The sequence below is a fragment of the Pseudoalteromonas sp. NZS100 genome (assembly GCF_015864815.1).
Lineage (GTDB): Bacteria > Pseudomonadota > Gammaproteobacteria > Enterobacterales > Alteromonadaceae > Pseudoalteromonas > Pseudoalteromonas distincta.
The window spans coordinates 1-18991 of the sequence record NZ_JADYWM010000017.1 but is presented as its reverse complement, the minus strand read 5'-3'; the positions used below and the strand labels follow the sequence as shown (position 1 = coordinate 18991).

Here is an 18991-nt window from a genome sequence, read left to right as displayed (position 1 = left end):
AAATGCCTCATATTGAGGCATTTTTTTTGTCTTTTTTATAGTGAATTAACTGTACGAGCATAGTAAGCAACACAGCGCTAAACATTAAACTTGAAAACGGCACTGCGCTTTTTGCATGCATAATAGCGAGTAGTGGGCCAACTAATGCGCCACTGCCAAAACGAAGTGTACCAATTACGGCCGTTGCCGTGCCTGTGTTTTTTTCAAACTTCATTAAAATTAACGAGTCAGCATTACTTGCTGTGACGCCTAAACTCATCATTAATGGCGCAATAGCAGCCACAATATAATAAAGTGATAAATGCAATAAGCTAAATGTTAATAGCGCAAGCCCCGATACAAACCCACATACAAGCCCAATATAGAGCATTTTTCGAGAGCCCAGCCTTGGTACAATTCGCGTATTTAAAAAGTTACCAAACATCAGCGCCATTACGTTAAAAGCAAATAACACACCAAATAACTGTTCTGACACTTCATATAAATCTAAATATATAAAAGGTACTGATGTTAAAAAGCAAAAAAATCCAAACGATACAAACATAGAACTGAGTATGTCGGCACGTGCATCTTTATTACTGAGTACTGTTTTATAGCTATCAAAAAATAGAGCGAGACCCTTTTTTTCGTTTTTGTGAATAGGAATATCAATTAGATACACTTGCACAAACGCCAATATTAAAAAGCTATACCCAGCAAGAACCAAAAATATGGTTGACCAAACAGAAAATCCTAAAATAAACGAGCCAACAGAGGGGGCAACTAACGGCGCTACCATCATAATCATCGATACATATGACATTCCTTTAGCTGTATTTTGCTGATAAATATGGCGAATAATACCCGGTACTACTACCGTTGCTGCCGCTCCCGTAAATGCTTGCACTGCTCGAAGAGTCCAAAAAGCATGGATTTCGGTGGTAAATGCCAGTGCAAGTGAGCTTGCACCAAATAAGGTTAAGCCGATACGTGCAAGCTTACGGCGGCCAATTTGATCGGCAATGGGGCCAAAAAATAGCATCCCTAATGAATAGCCTGCTAAGTAAATACTCAACGATATTTGTACATTGGGCATATTAGTGTGTAAATCGTTTGCAATTACCAGCATGGCAGGTAAGTACATATCTATCGCCAATGGCGTAATCGCCACGATACTGGCTAATAAAGGCAATAAAATACGGGTATTAAAAGACGAGGCTGAGGCGTCCATGTGTAAACTCAACAATCACTAAAAACAAGGGTTATAGTGTAACAGGGCATTGTATTTGGATAAACTTAGTTTGCCCGCTAAGTTTATCGTCATATTGCTTTTTTTTAATATAACGGTACATAAAGCAAATATTTTAAATTGGTACTGTGTTTGCTATTCTACAAGCAATAAAAAATTCATTACTTAAGAGAATTATCATGAAAAAACTAGTACTTGCAGTATTAGCGACAGCCGTTTTAGCCGGTTGTAAAACGTCACCAACAGGACGTACTCAAATAGCGCTTTACTCAGATCAACAAATGAGTGAAATGGGCACAGCTAGCTTTGCAGATATGAAAAAAAGCCAACCAATTAATAAAGATGCAAAAACAAATGCATATGTAAATTGCATTGCTGAAAAAGTAGTCGCTGTATTACCAAAAGAATACGCGTCGCAAAATTGGGAAGTCGTGGTATTTGAAGATGAATCTGCTAACGCTTTTGCACTACCTGGTGGTTACATTGGGGTTCATACGGGCTTATTAAAAATAGCCACCAATCAAGACCAACTAGCAACAGTACTAGGGCACGAAGTAGGGCACGTAATTGCTGAGCATTCTAATGAGCGTGTTTCACAAAGCTCTATTTTAGATACCGGTATGCAGCTTGGTAGTGCTGCACTTGAAATGGGTAATATTCAATACCGTAACGAAATTATGCAAGGCTTAGGTTTGGGCGCACAATATGGAGTTGTTTTACCATTTAGCCGCTCTCACGAATCAGAAGCCGATACTATAGGTCTGGATTTAATGGCACAGGCGGGTTTTAATCCACAAGAGTCGGTTACACTTTGGGAAAATATGAGTGCAGCGGGCAGCGGTACAACCCCTGAGTTTTTATCTACTCACCCAGCGCCAAGTAACCGTATTAAAAATCTACAAGCGCAAATGAGTAAAGCACTTAGCGAGCAAAGCACTGCTAAAGCACAGGGTAAAAACCCACAATGCACACTGTAGTTAAGCGCTTTACTATCTGAAGTAGTGTACGTTTAGTATTAATGCGTAATTAAAATAAAACCCCTGTAAGTATTTACCTACAGGGGTTTTATTTTAGTTTTTAAGCGTGGTTATTCAGCAGCAAGTGCTTGTTTAAATACATTTTTAAAGCGTTCGAAATCTTCAATGTGCGGTAGGTGCCCTAAATTATCCAGTTCAAATAATTGTGCGTCAGGGATAAGTGTTGCAGCGTGTTTGCCTAATTTATCATATCGACCAAGCTCGTAATCAACACCGTCTTTTTTCCAGTTACGGCCAGGGCCGGTTCTATCGCGTGTACCAATAATTAATTTAACCGGTACTGCTAAATCTTTAAATTCGGTTATTACAGGTTGAGTGAAAATCATATCGTATGTTTTTGCATTTACCCATGCCATTTGTTCTTTATCTGGGCCTTGTATTTGCCCTGTTATAAAGTCGGTTAAGGCTGAATATGTGGCATTCCACTTACCATCGTAGTAATTTTTTTGTTGGTATTTTCTTACGCCTTCTGGCGTTTTTGAAAATTCGTTTTTATAGAAAAAATTTGTATCTTTGTAATCAACATACTGCAGATAGTTTTCAAGCCCAATAGGGTTAAGTAAAATTAATTTACTAGTTGTGTTTGGGTACATTAATGCAAAACGACTCGCTAGCATCCCACCCATAGAGTGCCCTAATACAATTGACTCTTTTATATTAAGTGAGTCCATTAACGCATGAGTATGGTTAGCAAGAGCCGCAAATGAATACTGGTAATTAGTTGGTTTAGATGATTTTCCAAAACCAATTTGATCAGGGATTAATACGCCGTAGCCTAAAGATTGCAGGTATTGCGCAGTAGTAGTCCAGTAATCTGCATTAAAATTTTTGCCGTGCATAAGCGTCACTGTAGGCATGTCGGATTTGGTGGGCTTTAAGTAAATATAGGCCATTTTAAGAGACTGTTTTTGTGACTCAATGTTAAAGTAATTTACTTTAAAATCGTACTGGTAACTGCTTAAAAGTGCATCATAAGAAAGTGAAGAGGTATCTTGCGTTGTGCTCGCTAATGCATTGTTTGTTAATAACAATAAAGTAGAAAAGCAAATAACTTTAATCGACGACATTTGGTTACTCCAATTAAGGACAAATAATATGAGCTCTAATATATAAAACTCAGAATAATTCATTATAGTAACCAAACATTAAGTACTATTCAATTGAGGCTTTGTCATGCTCAACGTTGTTTAATTTGGAGATGAAAAAAGCGAAGCTAAAATAGAGCTTCGCTTATTAATGTAGGGTAAGACGAGTATTGTTAAAGCTTAAAACGTCCACTCAATATGGATTTGTGGCACTGACTCAGTGACTTCAGTACCTAGTTTATTGTGCCAGTATTGTAATTCCATACCCAACAGTAGTGTGTTTTCTTTCATTTGAAGAGCGTGGCCCATATCCCATACTAAAATAGGCTGTGCGAGTATCCACGCCTCTACATCGTTACCAAATTCATCTTCACGTTCTGCAATGTATTCAGCGTGGCCTTTAAAGCTAAATTTTTGTGAGCCAATATTAAAAGGGTATTCAAAGGCAACATCAAGCATCCAACTATTTGTTTCAATAGGAGCCCCGCCTTTTGCTACCCCTTCACTATCGTCAATGTAAGCTGTGAACAGCGTTTGAAAAAAGTTAAACCCAGGTACATCCCAGCTTAATTTAACACCAGGCAAGTATTTCATTACTTTAGCGTCGCCAGCAACGTTAATACCACCGGTAAGGCCCACATCTAATAATGCGCCTGCGCTAATTTTTTCGCCGCTAATGGCCGATAAGCTTACCGTTGAATACCACTCACCATAAAAATCAGCATCTTGGTAACCATCATCGGTATCGTCTTTACTGTAATCGATAAAAAAGAAGTTATCGCCGTAATCGTAACCCGATGCATGTTGAACCGAGTAAACAGTGGTGTTTGACTTTTGCTCAGTGAATGGGTTTTTTTGGTCGCCATTATTAATATGTAGTGCTGTGCTGCTCCAATTAGCCGCAAAAGCAGAAGACGATAAAGCAATTGATGTAAAAGTAACGAGAGGAAGTAATTTTTTAAATTTCATATCTGTATTTAACTATAATTTTAGTGACACGCGAAGGCGCGCATTATAGCAAAAGTGATTGATATGTAGAGTGTTATTTTAACATATGTTGCAGCTTACTTATTAAGCTGCAACATAGTATCGGTGTTTAAATTATGCTTTATTACGACGCAAGCAAATAACTGCAATGGCTGTAAATGCTAAAATAAAACAGTAGTATGACGAGGTAGATACTTCCCACGGGCTAATCTTAAACGTAGCGCCTAATAACAATGCTTGGGCACCGTATGGTAAAGAACCCTGTGTAACACAGGCAAATATATCAAGTAAACTGGCTGAACGTTTACCGCTTATTTCACCGTCATCTGCTAGTTTTTTAGCAATAGGGCCGGCCACAATAATAGACACTGTATTATTAGCAATACATACATTACTTGTTAAAACTAACGCAGCGATACCTAATTGGTCAGCCACTTTACGGTGCCATTTTGCAATGATTTTAGTAATCGCTTGAATTTTTTGAGCAATGTAATCAAGACCACCGTTAATACGAATAAATTCAGATAAGCCACCAATAAACATAGAAAGTAAAAATATTTCCTGCATATCAGTAAAGCCTTTGTAAATGTCTTTTACAAAGCTTGCGCCTTCGTAACTTCCTGTAAAGCCCATTAATGCGGCAAAAATAATACCGCTAAACAACACTACAAATACGTTCAAGCCGGCAACTGCTAACACTAAAATAAAGGCATAAGGAAGTACTAACCAAATATCATAATCTTTAGTTTCAACTACTTGTGCCGCAGGTGTTAAATAAAACAACAGGGCGATTGTTAGAATGGCTGCAGGGACTGCAATTTTAAGATTTTCTTTAAACTTGTCTTTCATTTCACAACCTTGCGTGCGCGTAGCTGCAATAGTGGTGTCTGAAATAATAGATAAGTTATCGCCAAACATAGCGCCAGATACAATCGTACCGGCCATTAATGCTGGATCTATACCCGTTTTAATTGATACCGCATAAGCGATAGGGCCAATGGCGCCAATCGTACCCATTGACGTTCCCATTGCAGTAGAAACAACGGCCGCAATTAAAAACAAACCAGGGAGCAATAACGAAGGTGGAATAAGCGATAAGCCTGCATTTACTACCGCATCTACACCACCGGTTGCACTTGCCACAGCCGAAAAAGCACCTGCAAGTAAGTAGATTAAACACATGGTAATAATATTGTTGTGTCCGGCACCTTTAATAAAGGTCTCTACACATTGGTTTACCGTGCCTTTATTTAAAATAAACGCAAGCATGATGGCGGGCAATATAGCAACAGGTGCAGGTAGTTGGTAAAAAGCATAATCAACCCCTTGCGATTGCAAATACAAACCTGAGCCTAAAAATAGCGCTACAAAGGTAAGTAGGGGAAGTAAAGAAAGTATTGCTTTGTTTTTATTAAATGATGGCTGCATCATAATCCTCATAACCAGTAAAATTTATCACAGCCAAAACTCCTCTTTTAGCTGAATTTAGCAGTACAACTTTTTATTTTAAAAAGTTGTTAGCCGCAGCGTCCGCAAGCCAAAGACCAAATCGACGCGAAAGAGAAGTTTAAATGTATAGATGGCTAAAGTAAACTGGTATTGTTATTATTATTAAATTAAAAGGTCACCTGACTATTGCATGACTTTTAGATAATATCTATAAAGCAACGCGATTTTCAGCGATTAATATTTATCCAACTGCATAAAAATACCCACCTGCGTATTTTTAATGCCCGGATATATGGCTAATAAACGGATTCAAATTAAATTAGGTAAAAACCATGACTACAAATCGAATAGGTGTTTTTGGTGCTAACGGCAGAATGGGCTTAGCCCTATTAGAAGCCGCGACAATTAAAGAGCAAACACAACTTACAGGCGCATATGTTCGTAGTGGTTCATCGCTATTAGGCATTAATGTAAATCAAGTAAATAGCGCAGCCGATAACAGTGTTAGCTTTAGCGACGAAAGTACAATAGATGATGTAGATGTTTTAATCGACTTTACGCTGCCAGCGGGTATGAAAAACCATTTAAAAACAGCTGTTGCACAAAAAATTCCTATGGTAATTGGCACAACAGGTTTAACAAATGATGATATGGCGCTATTACACGATGCCGCTAAACATATCCCTATTGTATTTGCGCGAAATTACAGCGTAGGTGTCAATGTATTACTTAACCTTGTGCAAACTGCAGCGACTAAGTTTGGTGACGATTTAGATATCGAAATATTTGAAGCGCATCACCGTCATAAAATAGATGCACCATCGGGTACTGCACTGGCAATAGGTGAGTCAATCGCGCAAGCGAAAGGCTGGGATCACGACCAGGTTGCGGTATATGACCGAAGCCAAATAGAAACAGCGAAATCTCAAAATGAGATTGGTTATTCTGTCCTAAGAGGGGGCGATATAGTAGGTGAACATACCGCATACTTCGCTACAATGGGCGAAAGGCTTGAATTAACACATAAAGCAAGTTCGAGAATGACGTTCGCTCTAGGTGCTATAAGGGCTGCAAGCTGGTTAAAAAACAAACCTGCTGGACTTTATGATATGCAAGATGTGCTAGATCTTAAGTAGTTTAGTTACTATTTTAACTGTTTGGGTCTAATTTCACCTACAGTGACTTATTTGTAACAATTAACCAAATAATGTTAGACCTAAATAGCAACTTCATGTAATATGCAGCCAATTTGCCAAAAATTACTAAATGCGTGTTTCCAATTATACCCAAGTGGCTAGTAAATCCAGGGTTTCAGTGGGAATGAAAATAGTTTTAGGCAAGAAAAATGATTGAAGGTTGAATGCTTTACATCTGCATCATTTAAGACTGCGTAAAACAATTTAAGCTCACAAAAATCTGGTTTTGACGATCCCTCTGGGTATTGGCGGGGTGTTAAGCAATTGCTTACTCCCGTTTTTTACTGTTAGGAGGTTTAACTTGACTAAATCCGCTCTGTTAGTCCTAGAAGACGGCACAGTGTTTCGCGGTACTGCAATCGGCGCTGACGGCATGTCAGTCGGTGAAGTGGTATTCAATACGTCTATGACTGGTTATCAAGAAATTTTGACTGATCCATCATACGCGGAACAAATCGTAACTTTGACGTACCCACATATCGGTAATACGGGTACCAACAGCGAAGACGAAGAAGCGAATCAAATTTGGGCTAAAGGCCTAGTGATCCGTGATTTGCCACTGCTAGCAAGTAACTTTCGTAACGAGCAATCGTTAGATGATTACTTAAAAGAACGTAATATTTTAGGTATTGCGGACATCGACACCAGAAAGCTAACTCGAATTTTGCGTGACAAAGGCGCACAAAACGGGTGTATTGTTGCCGGTGACGAGCTAGACGAAAATAAAGCGTTACAAGCCGCGCAAGCCTTCCCAGGTTTAAAAGGTATGGATTTAGCAAAAGTTGTCTCAACCAAGGAAAATTTTGAGTGGCGCGAATCAAGCTGGACATTAGGTGAAGGATTTAAAACCCTTGACGCTGCTGATGAAAAGTTTCATGTTGTTGCCTACGACTTCGGTGTAAAACGTAATATTTTACGTATGCTTGTAGACCGTGGTTGTAAACTTACAGTAGTACCAGCGCAAACTTCTGCCGCTGACGTACTTGCTTTAAACCCTGATGGTATCTTCCTATCTAATGGCCCTGGTGATCCTGAGCCATGTACTTACGCTATTGAAGCCATTCAAGCCTTTTTAGAAACCGACACACCTATTTTTGGTATCTGTTTAGGTCATCAGTTATTAGCCCTTGCTTCAGGTGCTAAAACAGAAAAAATGAAATTTGGCCACCACGGTGGTAACCACCCAGTTAAAGACCTAGACCGTAATGTAGTTATGATCACAGCTCAAAACCATGGTTTTGCAGCTCAAGAATCAAGCCTACCAAGTACGCTTCGTGCCACGCATAAATCGTTATTTGATGGAACGCTTCAAGGTATTCATCGTACTGATAAGCCTGCGTTTAGCTTCCAGGGTCACCCTGAAGCAAGTCCAGGTCCACACGATGCAGCACCATTATTTGACCACTTCATCGATTTGATGCAAGCGCGTAAACACTAATTTAACTGGAGTAATAATGCCAAAACGTACCGACATAAAAAGCATTCTTATCTTAGGCGCAGGCCCAATTGTAATTGGTCAAGCTTGTGAATTTGACTACTCTGGTGCTCAAGCGTGTAAAGCACTTAGAGAAGAAGGCTATAGAGTTATATTAGTTAACTCAAACCCTGCAACTATCATGACCGATCCTGAAATGGCCGATGCTACCTACATCGAACCAATTCACTGGGAAGTGGTAGAAAAAATTATTGAAAAAGAAAAGCCAGATGCAGTATTGCCTACAATGGGTGGTCAAACAGCATTAAACTGTGCACTTGATTTAGACAAGCATGGTGTATTGGCTAAGCACGGCGTTGAGCTAATTGGTGCAACGGCGGATGCAATCGACAAAGCAGAAAATCGTGAACGCTTTGACGTAGCAATGAAAAACATTGGCCTTGAATGTCCTCGTGCTGAAATTGCTCACTCAATGGAAGAAGCTAAAGATACAATGAGCCGAATTGGCTTACCATGTATCATTCGTCCTTCTTTCACCATGGGTGGCACCGGTGGCGGTGTTGCTTACAACATGGAAGAGTTTGAAGAAATTTGTGAGCGCGGTTTAGACTTATCGCCAACAAACGAATTATTGATTGATGAATCACTCATTGGTTGGAAAGAGTACGAAACAGAAGTTGTACGTGATAAAAACGATAACTGTATTATTGTTTGTACCATTGAAAACTTTGACCCTATGGGTGTTCACACTGGCGATTCAATCACCGTTGCACCAGCGCAAACGCTAACCGACAAAGAATACCAAATTATGCGTAACGCCTCTATGGCGGTATTACGTGAAATTGGTGTAGAAACTGGCGGTTCTAACGTGCAGTTTGGTATTAATCCTGAAGATGGCCGTATGGTTATCATTGAGATGAACCCACGTGTATCACGTTCATCTGCACTTGCATCAAAAGCAACGGGTTTCCCAATTGCTAAAATTGCTGCAAAGCTAGCAGTAGGTTACACGCTTGACGAGCTTCAAAACGATATTACTGGCGGTAAAACTCCAGCATCTTTTGAGCCTTCAATCGATTACGTTGTAACAAAAATTCCTCGCTTTAACTTTGAAAAATTTGCCGGTGCTAACGATCGTTTAACTACGCAAATGAAATCGGTTGGCGAAGTAATGGCGATTGGTCGTAACCAACAAGAATCATTACACAAAGCATTACGTGGTCTTGAAGTGGGCGCAACAGGTTTTAACCCAATAGTTGCACTTGATGACCCTAAAGCGAAAGAAAAAATCATTCGCGAATTACGCGAGCCAGGTGCTGAGCGTATCTGGTACATTGCCGATGCAATGCGCCATGGTATGAGCGTTGATGATGTTTATGAGCTGACTAAAGTTAATCGCTGGTTCTTAGTACAAATAGAAGATATTTTAAAAGACGAAGCAAAAATTGGTGAAGTAGGTATGGCTGGTTTAAATGCCGACTTCCTACGTAAACTTAAACGCAAAGGTTTCGCAGATCCACGTATAGCTGAAATTGCTGGTGTATCTGAAGCTGAAATTCGTAAAAAACGCCACCTATTGAACATCGTGCCAGTATACAAGCGTGTTGATACGTGCGCCGCAGAATTTAGCTCAGACACAGCTTACATGTACTCATCTTACGATGAAGAGTGTGAAGCAAACCCAACAGATAAAGATAAAATCATGGTTATTGGTGGCGGTCCTAACCGTATCGGCCAAGGTATTGAATTTGATTACTGTTGTGTACATGCCTCGCTTGCGCTTCGCGAAGACGGTTATGAAACCATTATGGTTAACTGTAACCCTGAAACGGTTTCTACCGATTACGATACATCTGATAGACTATACTTTGAGCCAATTACACTTGAAGACGTACTTGAAATCGTACGTGTTGAAAAGCCAAAAGGCGTTATCGTGCAGTACGGTGGTCAAACACCACTTAAATTAGCGCGTGAGCTTGAAGCGAATGGCGTTCCAGTAATTGGTACTTCACCTGATGCGATTGACCGTGCAGAAGACCGCGAACGTTTCCAACAACTTGTTGAGCGTTTGAACTTACTTCAGCCAGAAAATGCAACAGTAACTTCAACTGAAGAAGCACTACTTAAATCAGTTGAAATTGGTTTTCCGCTAGTTGTACGTCCGTCGTATGTACTAGGTGGTCGTGCAATGGAAATTGTATACGATGAAGACGATTTACGTCGCTACATGACCGAAGCTGTATCTGCATCAAACGAAGCACCTGTATTACTTGACCGTTTCTTAGATAACGCAATTGAAGTTGACGTTGACGCAATTTGCGACGGCGAGCAAGTAATTATTGGCGGTATCATGGAGCACATTGAGCAAGCCGGTGTTCACTCTGGTGACTCAGCATGTTCATTACCAGCACATTCTTTATCGCAAGAAGTGCAAGATGTGATGCGCAAGCAAGTAACCGATATGGCGCTTGAGCTTGGTGTTGTTGGCTTAATGAATACACAGTTTGCTGTAAAAGATGGCAAAGTGTACTTAATTGAAGTTAACCCGCGTGCCGCTCGTACTGTACCGTTTGTATCAAAAGCAACCGGTGTAGCGCTTGCAAAAGTGGCGGCTCGTTGTATGGCGGGTCAGTCTTTGGCAAGCCAAGGTATCACTAAAGAAGTGATCCCTCCTTATTACAGCGTTAAAGAAGTTGTTTTACCATTTGCTAAGTTTCAGGGTGTGGATCCAATTCGTGGCCCTGAGATGCGCTCAACGGGTGAAGTGATGGGTGTTGGTGATACTTTCGCCGAAGCATTCGCAAAAGCACAATTAGGTGCAAGCAACACTTTACCACGCGGTGGTCGCGCGTTATTATCTGTTCGTAATAGCGATAAGCCACGCATTGTTGAATTAGCCAAGATTATGACCGACTTAGGTTTTGAACTTGACGCAACGGGTGGCACGGCACACGCTCTTGAAGAAGCTGGCATTGAAGTACGACGTGTAAACAAAGTATATGAAGGCCGCCCGCATATTCTTGATTATATCAAGAATAAAGAGTACAGCTATATCGTTAATACCACCGAAGGTCGCCAAGCGATCGAAGATTCGAAGGTGTTACGTCGTGGTGCATTGCAAAATAAAACCAACTATACGACAACCTTGAACGCGGCTTTTGCTAACTGTACTGCTAACAAAGCAGATGACCGTAGTAAAGTAACGTCAGTTCAAGAGCTACACCTGCGATTGAACTAAGGAAATGTGCCAAGGCCAACTAGGGCCTTGGTGTTAAGTGAGAAAAGTATGCAATCAATTCCGATGACAGTTCGTGGCGCAGATTTACTGCGCAAAGAGCTTAACGAATTAAAAACAGTTACCCGTCCAAAAATTATCGCCGACATTGCTGTTGCGCGTGAACACGGTGACTTAAAAGAAAACGCTGAGTACCACGCTGCACGTGAGCAACAGGGTTTTTGTGAAGGTCGTATTCAAGAAATTGAAGCTAAACTTTCAAATGTTCAGATAATCGACGTAACTAAAATGCCAAATACGGGCAAAGTTATTTTTGGTACTACCGTAACTATAGTAAATGTAGATACGGATGCTGAAGTAAAATACCGTATTGTAGGCGATGATGAAGCAGATATTAAAAACAACTTAATTTCTGTTAATTCACCGATTGCACGTGGCTTAATTGGTAAACAAGTAGACGATGCAGTGTCTATCCAAACGCCAAAAGGTATCGTTGAGTACGAAATCATTGAAGTTGAGTATCTTTAACGCATAACTCACTTTAACGTTTTAAATAAAAACCGATGTATTTACATCGGTTTTTTTATGCCTTAAATAAATCACTATACTGATAAGGGTGTTCATATTGCATAAAGAGTGAGCATGATGATATAGGTACATAATCACTTCATTAAAAGGAACACTCAATGGCTAATATACTTTACCCAGCGCCTTTAAAAGTAGGCTCTAAAATTGCTATTTGCTCGCTTTCATCTGGGCTAAAAGAAAAGTATCACGGACGATTAGATATTGTTATAAATGGACTAAAACAACGAGGGTATAATGTTGTTGAAGGCGAGTTTTTACGTCAAAACAAACCACGTGAACAGCTTAATGCTAAAGCGCATGCTAAGCAGCTAATGGGTTTTTTATTAGATGATGAAATAGATGCGATTATGCCGCCAATGGGGGGGGAGCTGGCAATGGAAATACTGCCACTACTTGATTTTAACGCCATTAAAGAAGCAAAGCCTAAGTGGTTAGTTGGTTTTTCTGATGTGAGTACTATTGCATGTGCACTCACTGCTAAGTGCCAATGGGCAACCCTTCACAGCGCCAATCTTATGCAGTTACACCCAGATGAAAAAAATCCGTATAGCTTACAAATATTTGAAACTCTGACTTACGAAGCCGGTAGTAAATTTGAGCAAGGTCCTTCTTCTTTATACCAAAAAAATAAGCCTAATTACGCGAAAAACCCGAACGAATTACTCAGCCCGAGTGAGCCCACAAACTGGCAATGTTTAAACTACACAGATAAACGTACCATAGAAATGTCTGGTCGGTTATTTGGTGGGTGTTTAGATACCGTAGGTTTATTGCTCGACTCGCCATTTTTAGCGCTGCATGAGTTTAAAAAGGACAGTGCGCCCGAAGGGCTTATTTTATACCTCGAAAACTCAGAACTTACACCAACAACCGTTGCACGATTTTTACTGTCATTAAAATTAGCCGGTATATTCGATGATATCAATGGCTTGGTTTTAGGGCGAAGTGAAATAACACAAGGTCATTACGATGCCTTTGATTATCGCCATGCGTTAGATGTAGCGCTAGGTGGGTGTTTATTTCCTGTAATTTTTGATGCCGATATAGGGCACGTTCAACCTAACTTAAATTTGGTCAATGGTGCTACCTGTACGCTAGTTGCTGATATAAACGAAGGTATAGTAGATCGCGCATCGTTAAATATTCAACTTTAGTAGTTTTTATTGTATTTAGTTTTGAAAAACAAATAAATACAAGCGTATAATATGCCTACAGTAAGTGCTAATGCTTACTGTAAATTCTCAGGGCGGGGTGAAATTCCCCACCGGCGGTATGTTTAATGTTTTTTATGACTTAAACGAGCCCGCGAGCGCTTTATTTAACTTATTTTAGGTTAAGTAAAGGTCAAGCAGATCTGGTGAGATGCCAGAGCCGACGGTTACAGTCCGGATGAAAGAGAATATGGCTTATTATACTAAAACCAATTTTATTAAAGACATGATCCTTGTATCGCGTTAAGTGAGCTATTTTCTTTGCGCTATAATTAGTCACTAATTTAATGTTATTGGTATAACAGTGTGCGCTGCTTTTTGCTGCGTGCTTTTTGTTATTTTATTTAAGCTATTTTGGTAGTGATCGCTTTAAATTTAAGTGATGTATTACTGATCCTTTCACAGTCCTGAATCTATTATTTTTATTTGGAATATAATGATGATTCAGTCTCTACTTACTCAATTCGGCGAAAGCCATACCCGCGTACAAAGTGCAATCACTGCACTACAGCAAGGCCAAGGCGTACTTGTTGTTGATGATGAAAACCGTGAAAATGAAGGCGACTTTGTTTTTTCAGCTGAGCATTTAACGACTTCTCAAATGGCCGAAATGATCCGCGAAGGCAGCGGCATTGTTTGCTTATGCATGGGGGAGGAACGCATTAAACAGCTCGATTTACCGCAAATGGTAGCTAACAATACGAGTCAAAATAACACCGCTTATACAGTCACTATTGAAGCTAAGCATGGCGTTACAACAGGCGTGTCTGCTGCTGATAGAGTAACTACTATAAAAGCAGCGACAGCAGATAATGCAAAACCAAGTGATTTATCGCGCCCAGGGCATGTATTTGGTTTAAAAGCACAAACGGGTGGCGTATTAGTGCGTCGCGGTCATACCGAAGCATCCGTTGATTTAATGCAACTTGCCGGCTTAAAACCATTTGGCGTAATTTGCGAACTAACAAATCCAGATGGTTCAATGGCGCGCTTACCTGAGGTGAGTGATTATGCTAATAAACATAGTATGACCGTGGTTTCTATTGAAGATTTAGTGCAATACATTCAGGCTGCACAGCGCAAAGTAAGTTAAACTGCTTTAAAGCAAAAAAACCACTTATTTAAATAAGTGGTTTTTTAATATTGTTATCATTTAAGTTTATAACGTATTACTTATAAAATCTGAATAACTTGCTCTTTTGCTAAGCGAGATTTAGGTAATTTAGCATTATAATCTTCAGCGCTATCATGATAGCCAAGTACTAATGCGACGTCGCATACGTAACCATCAAGTTCTTTTTCAAAGACTTCGCCAATCAGCTCGGCATCTACGCCTTCCATTGGGGTTGAATCAATGCCTAAACGTGCAGCGGCATGCATAGTGTTACCCAGTGCAATGTAAGTTTGTGCTTTAGTCCACTCTTCATTACTGCCTTGCTCATCAGTATTCATATCAACAAACGCATAAGCACCAAAAGCTTGTTCGCGATTTTCTGCTTTAGTACGGCCATTTTTAATATCTGCATCAATAACTTGTGCGTAGTCATCGCGGGTATATTTAGGATTGTGAGCGAATAATATTATATGCGAAGCTGTTTTAATATGTGGCTGGTTAAACGCAAATTTATTAGCAAATGTACTATGCATACGCTCTTTTGCCTCATCTGATTCAATTACGATGAATTTCCAAGGCTGCGAGTTAATAGATGAAGGAGACAGGCGCATAGCTTCGTAAATAACGGCTAAATCGTCTTGAGATACACGTTTCGTTGCATCGTAACGTTTTGCTGTGTAGCGCTTTTCTAAGTCATTAATAATAGGGTGAGTCATTAGTTTCTCCGTTGAGTAGGTGTTTTACCAGTATTTACTATGTTGAGTCAGTTTTAGTAAAAACAAACCCTTTTAAAAATTTATTACAAAAATAATATCGTGTTTTTAAATCACTCTACTTATTTAATTCAATTGATATCTACGTAAAGTAAGGCCTATCAATATAGCTAGGTACGGATAGTAGTGGGTTATTACAATATGATAAACAGGTATATGGTTGAATCATTATCAAATATTATTAGGTAATAGTTTCTTTAATAAATATAAATACAGCCATAGCCACCCCGAAATATTGGCTGAAGACACCAATTACATTGGTACCTTCAATTAATTCAGGCAGCGCGTATTTAGTATTTATGGAATTAAAAACCTTCCAACACTATTTTGCCAATAGAGCGACCTTCTTCAAGTTCTGCGTGTGCAATACGCAGGTTAGCCGCATTTATAACGCCTAAATTTTTACCAATCGTTGTTTGAATATGGCCCTGATCAATTAACTCAGCAACATGATTTAATAACTTGCTTTGCTCAATTAAATCTTTGGCATTAAACATTGAGCGGGCAAACATAAATTCCCAATGTAGCGATAAGCTCTTCATTTTTAATTTACTCACATCTAATGACTCAGGATCGTCAATCATTGCAATTTTACCAAAGGGTGCAAGTACCTCTGTATACGCTTCAAAATAAGTATCAGTACTGTGCAGACTTGCTACATGTGTTATCGAGCCAATGTTTAATGCATCAATTTGAGTGGGTAATGGTTTTGTATGATCAACAACATAATCTGCGCCTAGTTTTTTAACCCATGCTTGTGAGCTTTCACGCGATGCAGTGGCAATCACAGTTGCGCCAGTAATCGCTTTAGCAAGCTGGATAAAAATAGAACCAACGCCGCCTGCGGCACCTGTTACTAAAATAACTTCGTCTGATTTTGTTGTTGAATCAGCTGCTTGTTTTACAATGTTTAAATGCTCAAATAATAATTCGTACGCTGTTATTGCAGTAAGGGGTAATGCAGCAGCTTCAGCATCGTTTAAGCTTTGTGGTTTGAACCCTACAATGCGCTCATCCACTAATTGAAATTCTGCATTACTACCTGGGCGGGTAATATCACCTGCGTAGTAAACAGCATCGCCAGGTTTAAATGCCGTTACAGCATCGCCGATGGCAACAACTTCACCAACGGCATCCCAACCAATAACTTTTACTTCACCATCAGCAGGGGGCATAGATGCACGCACTTTGTAATCTGCTGGGTTAACTGCAATAGCTTTAACTTTAATTAATAAATCGCGACCTGTTGCAACTGGCTGTGGTAATTCAACATCAATTAACGATTCAGGATTAGAAACAGGAAGAGATTTTTTATAACCAATGGCTTTCATAATAAGTGTCCTAATTTGTTTACATATAAGGTGCAAGCCATGCTTTGGCTAGCTGATGGATATAATAGTAGACCTTGCTTTAATATAGATAAACCGCATAATTGTTGAATCATTATCAAATATAAATAGATAATATGAACATAGAAGATTTAAAACTTATTTTAAAAGTCGCTGAGTTTAGAAGTATTACGCTCGCAGCTGCTAAGTTAGATATGCGTACAGCCACAGCAAGCGCGGCTATTAAACGTGTTGAGGCAGCCCTTGGTAGCGAGCTGTTTGTTCGTACAACACGTCATTTAAGGTTGTCGGCTGCTGGAGAGCGCTACATACCACAATGTGAGCAGGCTATAGCTGTACTTGAGCTTGCAAAGCAAAATCTAAAAGGTGAACACGACGAAATAGAAGGCGAGCTGCGTGTTGCCCTTTCATCTGACTTAGGCCGTAACTTAGTGATCCCATGGATTGATGAACTCATGGACACTTATCCAAAGCTAAGTTTAAGAACGCATATAAGTGATAGTAATATCGACTTTTACCGTGACTCAGTTGATATAGCACTTCGTTATGGCTCGCCTAATGATGCTAGCGTTTATGGTTTTAAAATTTGTAACGTACCGCGCTTGTTATGTGCAACTGACGAATATCTCTTACAAAACGAGGCTCCCATGCATCCCGATGATTTAGCGTCGCATCAAGGTTTGTTTTATCAGTTGCAGGATATTATAAATAATACGTGGGAATTCAGTGATGGTGAGTCAAAATATAAAGTTAAAATGAATGGCAGGCGCGCCTCAAACGATGGCGATTTAGTAAGGCGCTGGTGCGTTGCGGGTAAAGGCTTGGCTGTAAAATCAGCCCTTGATATAGCCGATGATTTACTCAATGACAGGGTGGTTACTGTAATGCAAGATTATCAACATGTTAATGGTGAACTTTGGCTTATTTGCCCAAGTAGGCAGTCAATAACCCCAGCGGTGCGTTTACTACGTGATGCATGCAGAGCAAAATCCCAAGCTATTTTGCAGCAGTTGGTAAATAAAGGAATTATTGATAAAAGCGTACTGAGCTAATTAAGGAAGAGTTATGCAAGTTGATGATATTAGAGTTTTTATTCCCTGTAAAAATTATGAACAATCTCAGTGTTTTTATAAAGCGCTTGGATTTAAGATTGAAGATGCCTCAAATGATTTATGTGTGTGTACCTTTGGCGAATGTACGTTCTTTTTACAGCGTTATTATAATAAAACGTTTGCTGAAAACTTAATGCTGCAACTTTGTGTGTTAAATATAGATGAAGCATATGAACTCATTAGTAACCTAAACGGTTTTGATATCCGCTTTGAGGGTATAAAACAAGAACCTTGGGGTAGCGTTATTTACTTATGGGGACCATCGGGTGAGCTTTGGCACGTAACTGAATTAAATTAAAAATAAAAAGGAATAAATGTGAAATTTAATAAATATATAATTATTTTTATGGCGACCTTACTTGCTTCTTGTAGTTCGCTTGTGAGTAACAATACAGGTAAAAATACGCAATCTAGTAGCTTAATGGACTTCTTATATCCTGATCAACAAAGCCGCTCTACCTATAAACCTGAGATACCTGTTTTAAAACTCCCTGTTACCGTCGGAATTGCATTTGTACCGTCTAAAAACTGGCAGCCAGACGGGTTAGAGACCCAAAACCAAGTCGAGTTACTCGAAAAAGTAAAAAAGTCATTTCTACAATATGATTACATTGACCGCATTGAAGTTATACCAAGTACCTATTTAAAAGGAGGTGAAGGTTTTGCAACACTCGAGCAAGTTGGGAGGCTTTACGATGTAGATGTAATGGCACTGGTTTCATATGATCAAGTTACGCAATCGTATGAAAATAATGCAGCCTTACTTTATTGGACAATAGTGGGTATGTACGTTATTCCAGGTAATGAAAATACAATTCAAACCTTTGTGGATACAGCTGTTTTTGATATTAAAAGTAGAAAAATGCTATTTAGAGCACCAGGTATAAGTAAACTTGAAAAAAGAACAACAGCAATAGGTATTGATGAAACGTTATCTGAAAAGTCGGCTGAAGGTTTTAATCTAGCAGTTAGTGATATGACTACTAATTTAGATGCAGAGCTATCAAGGTTTAAAACACGTGTTAAAGAAGAAGAAATTGCAAAAGTCGAAAATAAAGATGGCTCTAGTAGCGGTGGCTCTTTGAGTATTTATTTACTCGTTTTGTTGTCGTTATTAGGGCGTGTTGATCTTTGTGGTATGAAAAACAAACAGCATGAAGATAAGGTATAATTGAATTCGCCAGAAAACTTT

Annotated in this window: 16 protein-coding genes and 1 riboswitch; of the genes, 10 read left to right on the top strand and 6 right to left on the bottom strand. The window is 39.4% G+C overall.

All coding sequences use genetic code 11. The annotated features are described in order from the left end of the window. Window positions 1-7: 7 nt before the first annotated feature. Window positions 8-1210 carry a Bcr/CflA family efflux MFS transporter gene (locus I6E69_RS15725; protein WP_004335389.1) on the bottom strand — a complete coding sequence of 401 codons (1203 nt, stop codon included), beginning with the start codon at window positions 1208-1210 and terminating at the stop codon, window positions 8-10. A 197-nt stretch (window positions 1211-1407) separates the two neighbouring features. Between I6E69_RS15725 and I6E69_RS15720 the strand changes: the two genes are divergently transcribed. Next, window positions 1408-2205: a M48 family metallopeptidase gene (locus I6E69_RS15720; RefSeq protein ID WP_138489307.1), complete on the top strand. Its 798-nt coding sequence runs from the start codon at window positions 1408-1410 to the stop codon at window positions 2203-2205. Window positions 2206-2315: 110 nt separating this feature from the next. Here the strand turns inward: I6E69_RS15720 and I6E69_RS15715 are convergent, their stop codons facing one another. The 3 genes from I6E69_RS15715 to I6E69_RS15705 form a co-directional block, all read right to left on the bottom strand. Next, a complete protein-coding gene (locus I6E69_RS15715) occupies window positions 2316-3332 on the bottom strand; it encodes an alpha/beta fold hydrolase (protein WP_197121625.1) in 1017 nt (338 codons plus the stop codon). A 198-nt stretch (window positions 3333-3530) separates the two neighbouring features. Continuing rightward, entirely contained in the window at window positions 3531-4319 is a 789-nt protein-coding gene (locus I6E69_RS15710; protein ID WP_197121624.1) for a nucleoside-binding protein, read from the bottom strand. A 132-nt stretch (window positions 4320-4451) separates the two neighbouring features. Continuing rightward, complete coding sequence (locus tag I6E69_RS15705; protein ID WP_004335396.1) at window positions 4452-5765, bottom strand: Na+/H+ antiporter NhaC family protein; 1314 nt, start codon at window positions 5763-5765, stop codon at window positions 4452-4454. Between the two features lie 353 nt (window positions 5766-6118). On the opposite strand from I6E69_RS15705, the gene dapB reads away from it, so the two are divergent. The 6 genes from dapB (at window position 6119) to ribB (ending at window position 14544) form a co-directional block, all read left to right on the top strand. Beyond that, a complete protein-coding gene (gene dapB / locus I6E69_RS15700) occupies window positions 6119-6922 on the top strand; it encodes a 4-hydroxy-tetrahydrodipicolinate reductase (protein WP_197121623.1) in 804 nt (267 codons plus the stop codon). Between the two features lie 361 nt (window positions 6923-7283). Next, entirely contained in the window at window positions 7284-8420 is a 1137-nt protein-coding gene (gene carA, locus I6E69_RS15695; RefSeq protein ID WP_004335400.1) for a glutamine-hydrolyzing carbamoyl-phosphate synthase small subunit, read from the top strand. Window positions 8421-8436: 16 nt separating this feature from the next. Then, window positions 8437-11655, top strand: a complete 3219-nt coding sequence (gene carB, locus I6E69_RS15690; protein WP_197121622.1) for a carbamoyl-phosphate synthase large subunit — start codon at window positions 8437-8439, stop codon at window positions 11653-11655. A 48-nt stretch (window positions 11656-11703) separates the two neighbouring features. Continuing rightward, a complete protein-coding gene (gene greA, locus I6E69_RS15685; RefSeq protein WP_004335404.1) occupies window positions 11704-12180 on the top strand; it encodes a transcription elongation factor GreA in 477 nt (158 codons plus the stop codon). Window positions 12181-12338: 158 nt separating this feature from the next. Continuing rightward, window positions 12339-13394: a S66 peptidase family protein gene (locus tag I6E69_RS15680; RefSeq protein WP_197121621.1), complete on the top strand. Its 1056-nt coding sequence runs from the start codon at window positions 12339-12341 to the stop codon at window positions 13392-13394. Window positions 13395-13473: 79 nt separating this feature from the next. Further along, window positions 13474-13645: riboswitch (FMN riboswitch) on the top strand. A gap of 245 nt (window positions 13646-13890) precedes the next feature. After that, window positions 13891-14544, top strand: a complete 654-nt coding sequence (gene ribB / locus I6E69_RS15675; protein ID WP_197121646.1) for a 3,4-dihydroxy-2-butanone-4-phosphate synthase — start codon at window positions 13891-13893, stop codon at window positions 14542-14544. An 80-nt stretch (window positions 14545-14624) separates the two neighbouring features. Here the strand turns inward: ribB and I6E69_RS15670 are convergent, their stop codons facing one another. Both I6E69_RS15670 and I6E69_RS15665 read right to left on the bottom strand, forming a co-directional pair. Further along, complete coding sequence (locus I6E69_RS15670) at window positions 14625-15281, bottom strand: nitroreductase family protein (RefSeq protein WP_197121620.1); 657 nt, start codon at window positions 15279-15281, stop codon at window positions 14625-14627. A 362-nt stretch (window positions 15282-15643) separates the two neighbouring features. Beyond that, window positions 15644-16669 (bottom strand): zinc-binding alcohol dehydrogenase family protein, encoded by a 1026-nt coding sequence (locus I6E69_RS15665; protein WP_197121619.1) that lies wholly within the window; start codon window positions 16667-16669, stop codon window positions 15644-15646. A 134-nt stretch (window positions 16670-16803) separates the two neighbouring features. Here I6E69_RS15665 and I6E69_RS15660 point away from each other — a divergent pair, with 134 nt between their 5' ends. The 3 genes from I6E69_RS15660 to rhlP are packed head-to-tail and all read left to right on the top strand — an operon-like array spanning window position 16804 to window position 18970. After that, window positions 16804-17739: a LysR family transcriptional regulator gene (locus I6E69_RS15660; RefSeq protein ID WP_197121618.1), complete on the top strand. Its 936-nt coding sequence runs from the start codon at window positions 16804-16806 to the stop codon at window positions 17737-17739. Window positions 17740-17752: 13 nt separating this feature from the next. Next, window positions 17753-18097 (top strand): lactoylglutathione lyase, encoded by a 345-nt coding sequence (locus tag I6E69_RS15655; RefSeq protein ID WP_138489301.1) that lies wholly within the window; start codon window positions 17753-17755, stop codon window positions 18095-18097. Between the two features lie 48 nt (window positions 18098-18145). Further along, window positions 18146-18970 carry a rhombotarget lipoprotein gene (rhlP, locus tag I6E69_RS15650; protein WP_197121645.1) on the top strand — a complete coding sequence of 275 codons (825 nt, stop codon included), beginning with the start codon at window positions 18146-18148 and terminating at the stop codon, window positions 18968-18970. Window positions 18971-18991 lie beyond the last annotated feature (21 nt).

Coding starts and splice junctions, on each gene's coding strand:
- I6E69_RS15705 (WP_004335396.1), bottom strand. CDS start 5,765: ATGCAGCCATCATTTAATAAAAACAAAGCAATACTTTCTTTACTTCCC.
- greA (WP_004335404.1), top strand. CDS start 11,704: ATGCAATCAATTCCGATGACAGTTCGTGGCGCAGATTTACTGCGCAAA.
- I6E69_RS15725 (WP_004335389.1), bottom strand. CDS start 1,210: ATGGACGCCTCAGCCTCGTCTTTTAATACCCGTATTTTATTGCCTTTA.
- ribB (WP_197121646.1), top strand. CDS start 13,891: ATGATTCAGTCTCTACTTACTCAATTCGGCGAAAGCCATACCCGCGTA.
- dapB (WP_197121623.1), top strand. CDS start 6,119: ATGACTACAAATCGAATAGGTGTTTTTGGTGCTAACGGCAGAATGGGC.
- I6E69_RS15680 (WP_197121621.1), top strand. CDS start 12,339: ATGGCTAATATACTTTACCCAGCGCCTTTAAAAGTAGGCTCTAAAATT.
- I6E69_RS15710 (WP_197121624.1), bottom strand. CDS start 4,319: ATGAAATTTAAAAAATTACTTCCTCTCGTTACTTTTACATCAATTGCT.
- I6E69_RS15655 (WP_138489301.1), top strand. CDS start 17,753: ATGCAAGTTGATGATATTAGAGTTTTTATTCCCTGTAAAAATTATGAA.
- rhlP (WP_197121645.1), top strand. CDS start 18,146: ATGGCGACCTTACTTGCTTCTTGTAGTTCGCTTGTGAGTAACAATACA.
- I6E69_RS15665 (WP_197121619.1), bottom strand. CDS start 16,669: ATGAAAGCCATTGGTTATAAAAAATCTCTTCCTGTTTCTAATCCTGAA.
- I6E69_RS15720 (WP_138489307.1), top strand. CDS start 1,408: ATGAAAAAACTAGTACTTGCAGTATTAGCGACAGCCGTTTTAGCCGGT.
- I6E69_RS15670 (WP_197121620.1), bottom strand. CDS start 15,281: ATGACTCACCCTATTATTAATGACTTAGAAAAGCGCTACACAGCAAAA.
- carB (WP_197121622.1), top strand. CDS start 8,437: ATGCCAAAACGTACCGACATAAAAAGCATTCTTATCTTAGGCGCAGGC.
- I6E69_RS15660 (WP_197121618.1), top strand. CDS start 16,804: ATGAACATAGAAGATTTAAAACTTATTTTAAAAGTCGCTGAGTTTAGA.
- I6E69_RS15715 (WP_197121625.1), bottom strand. CDS start 3,332: ATGTCGTCGATTAAAGTTATTTGCTTTTCTACTTTATTGTTATTAACA.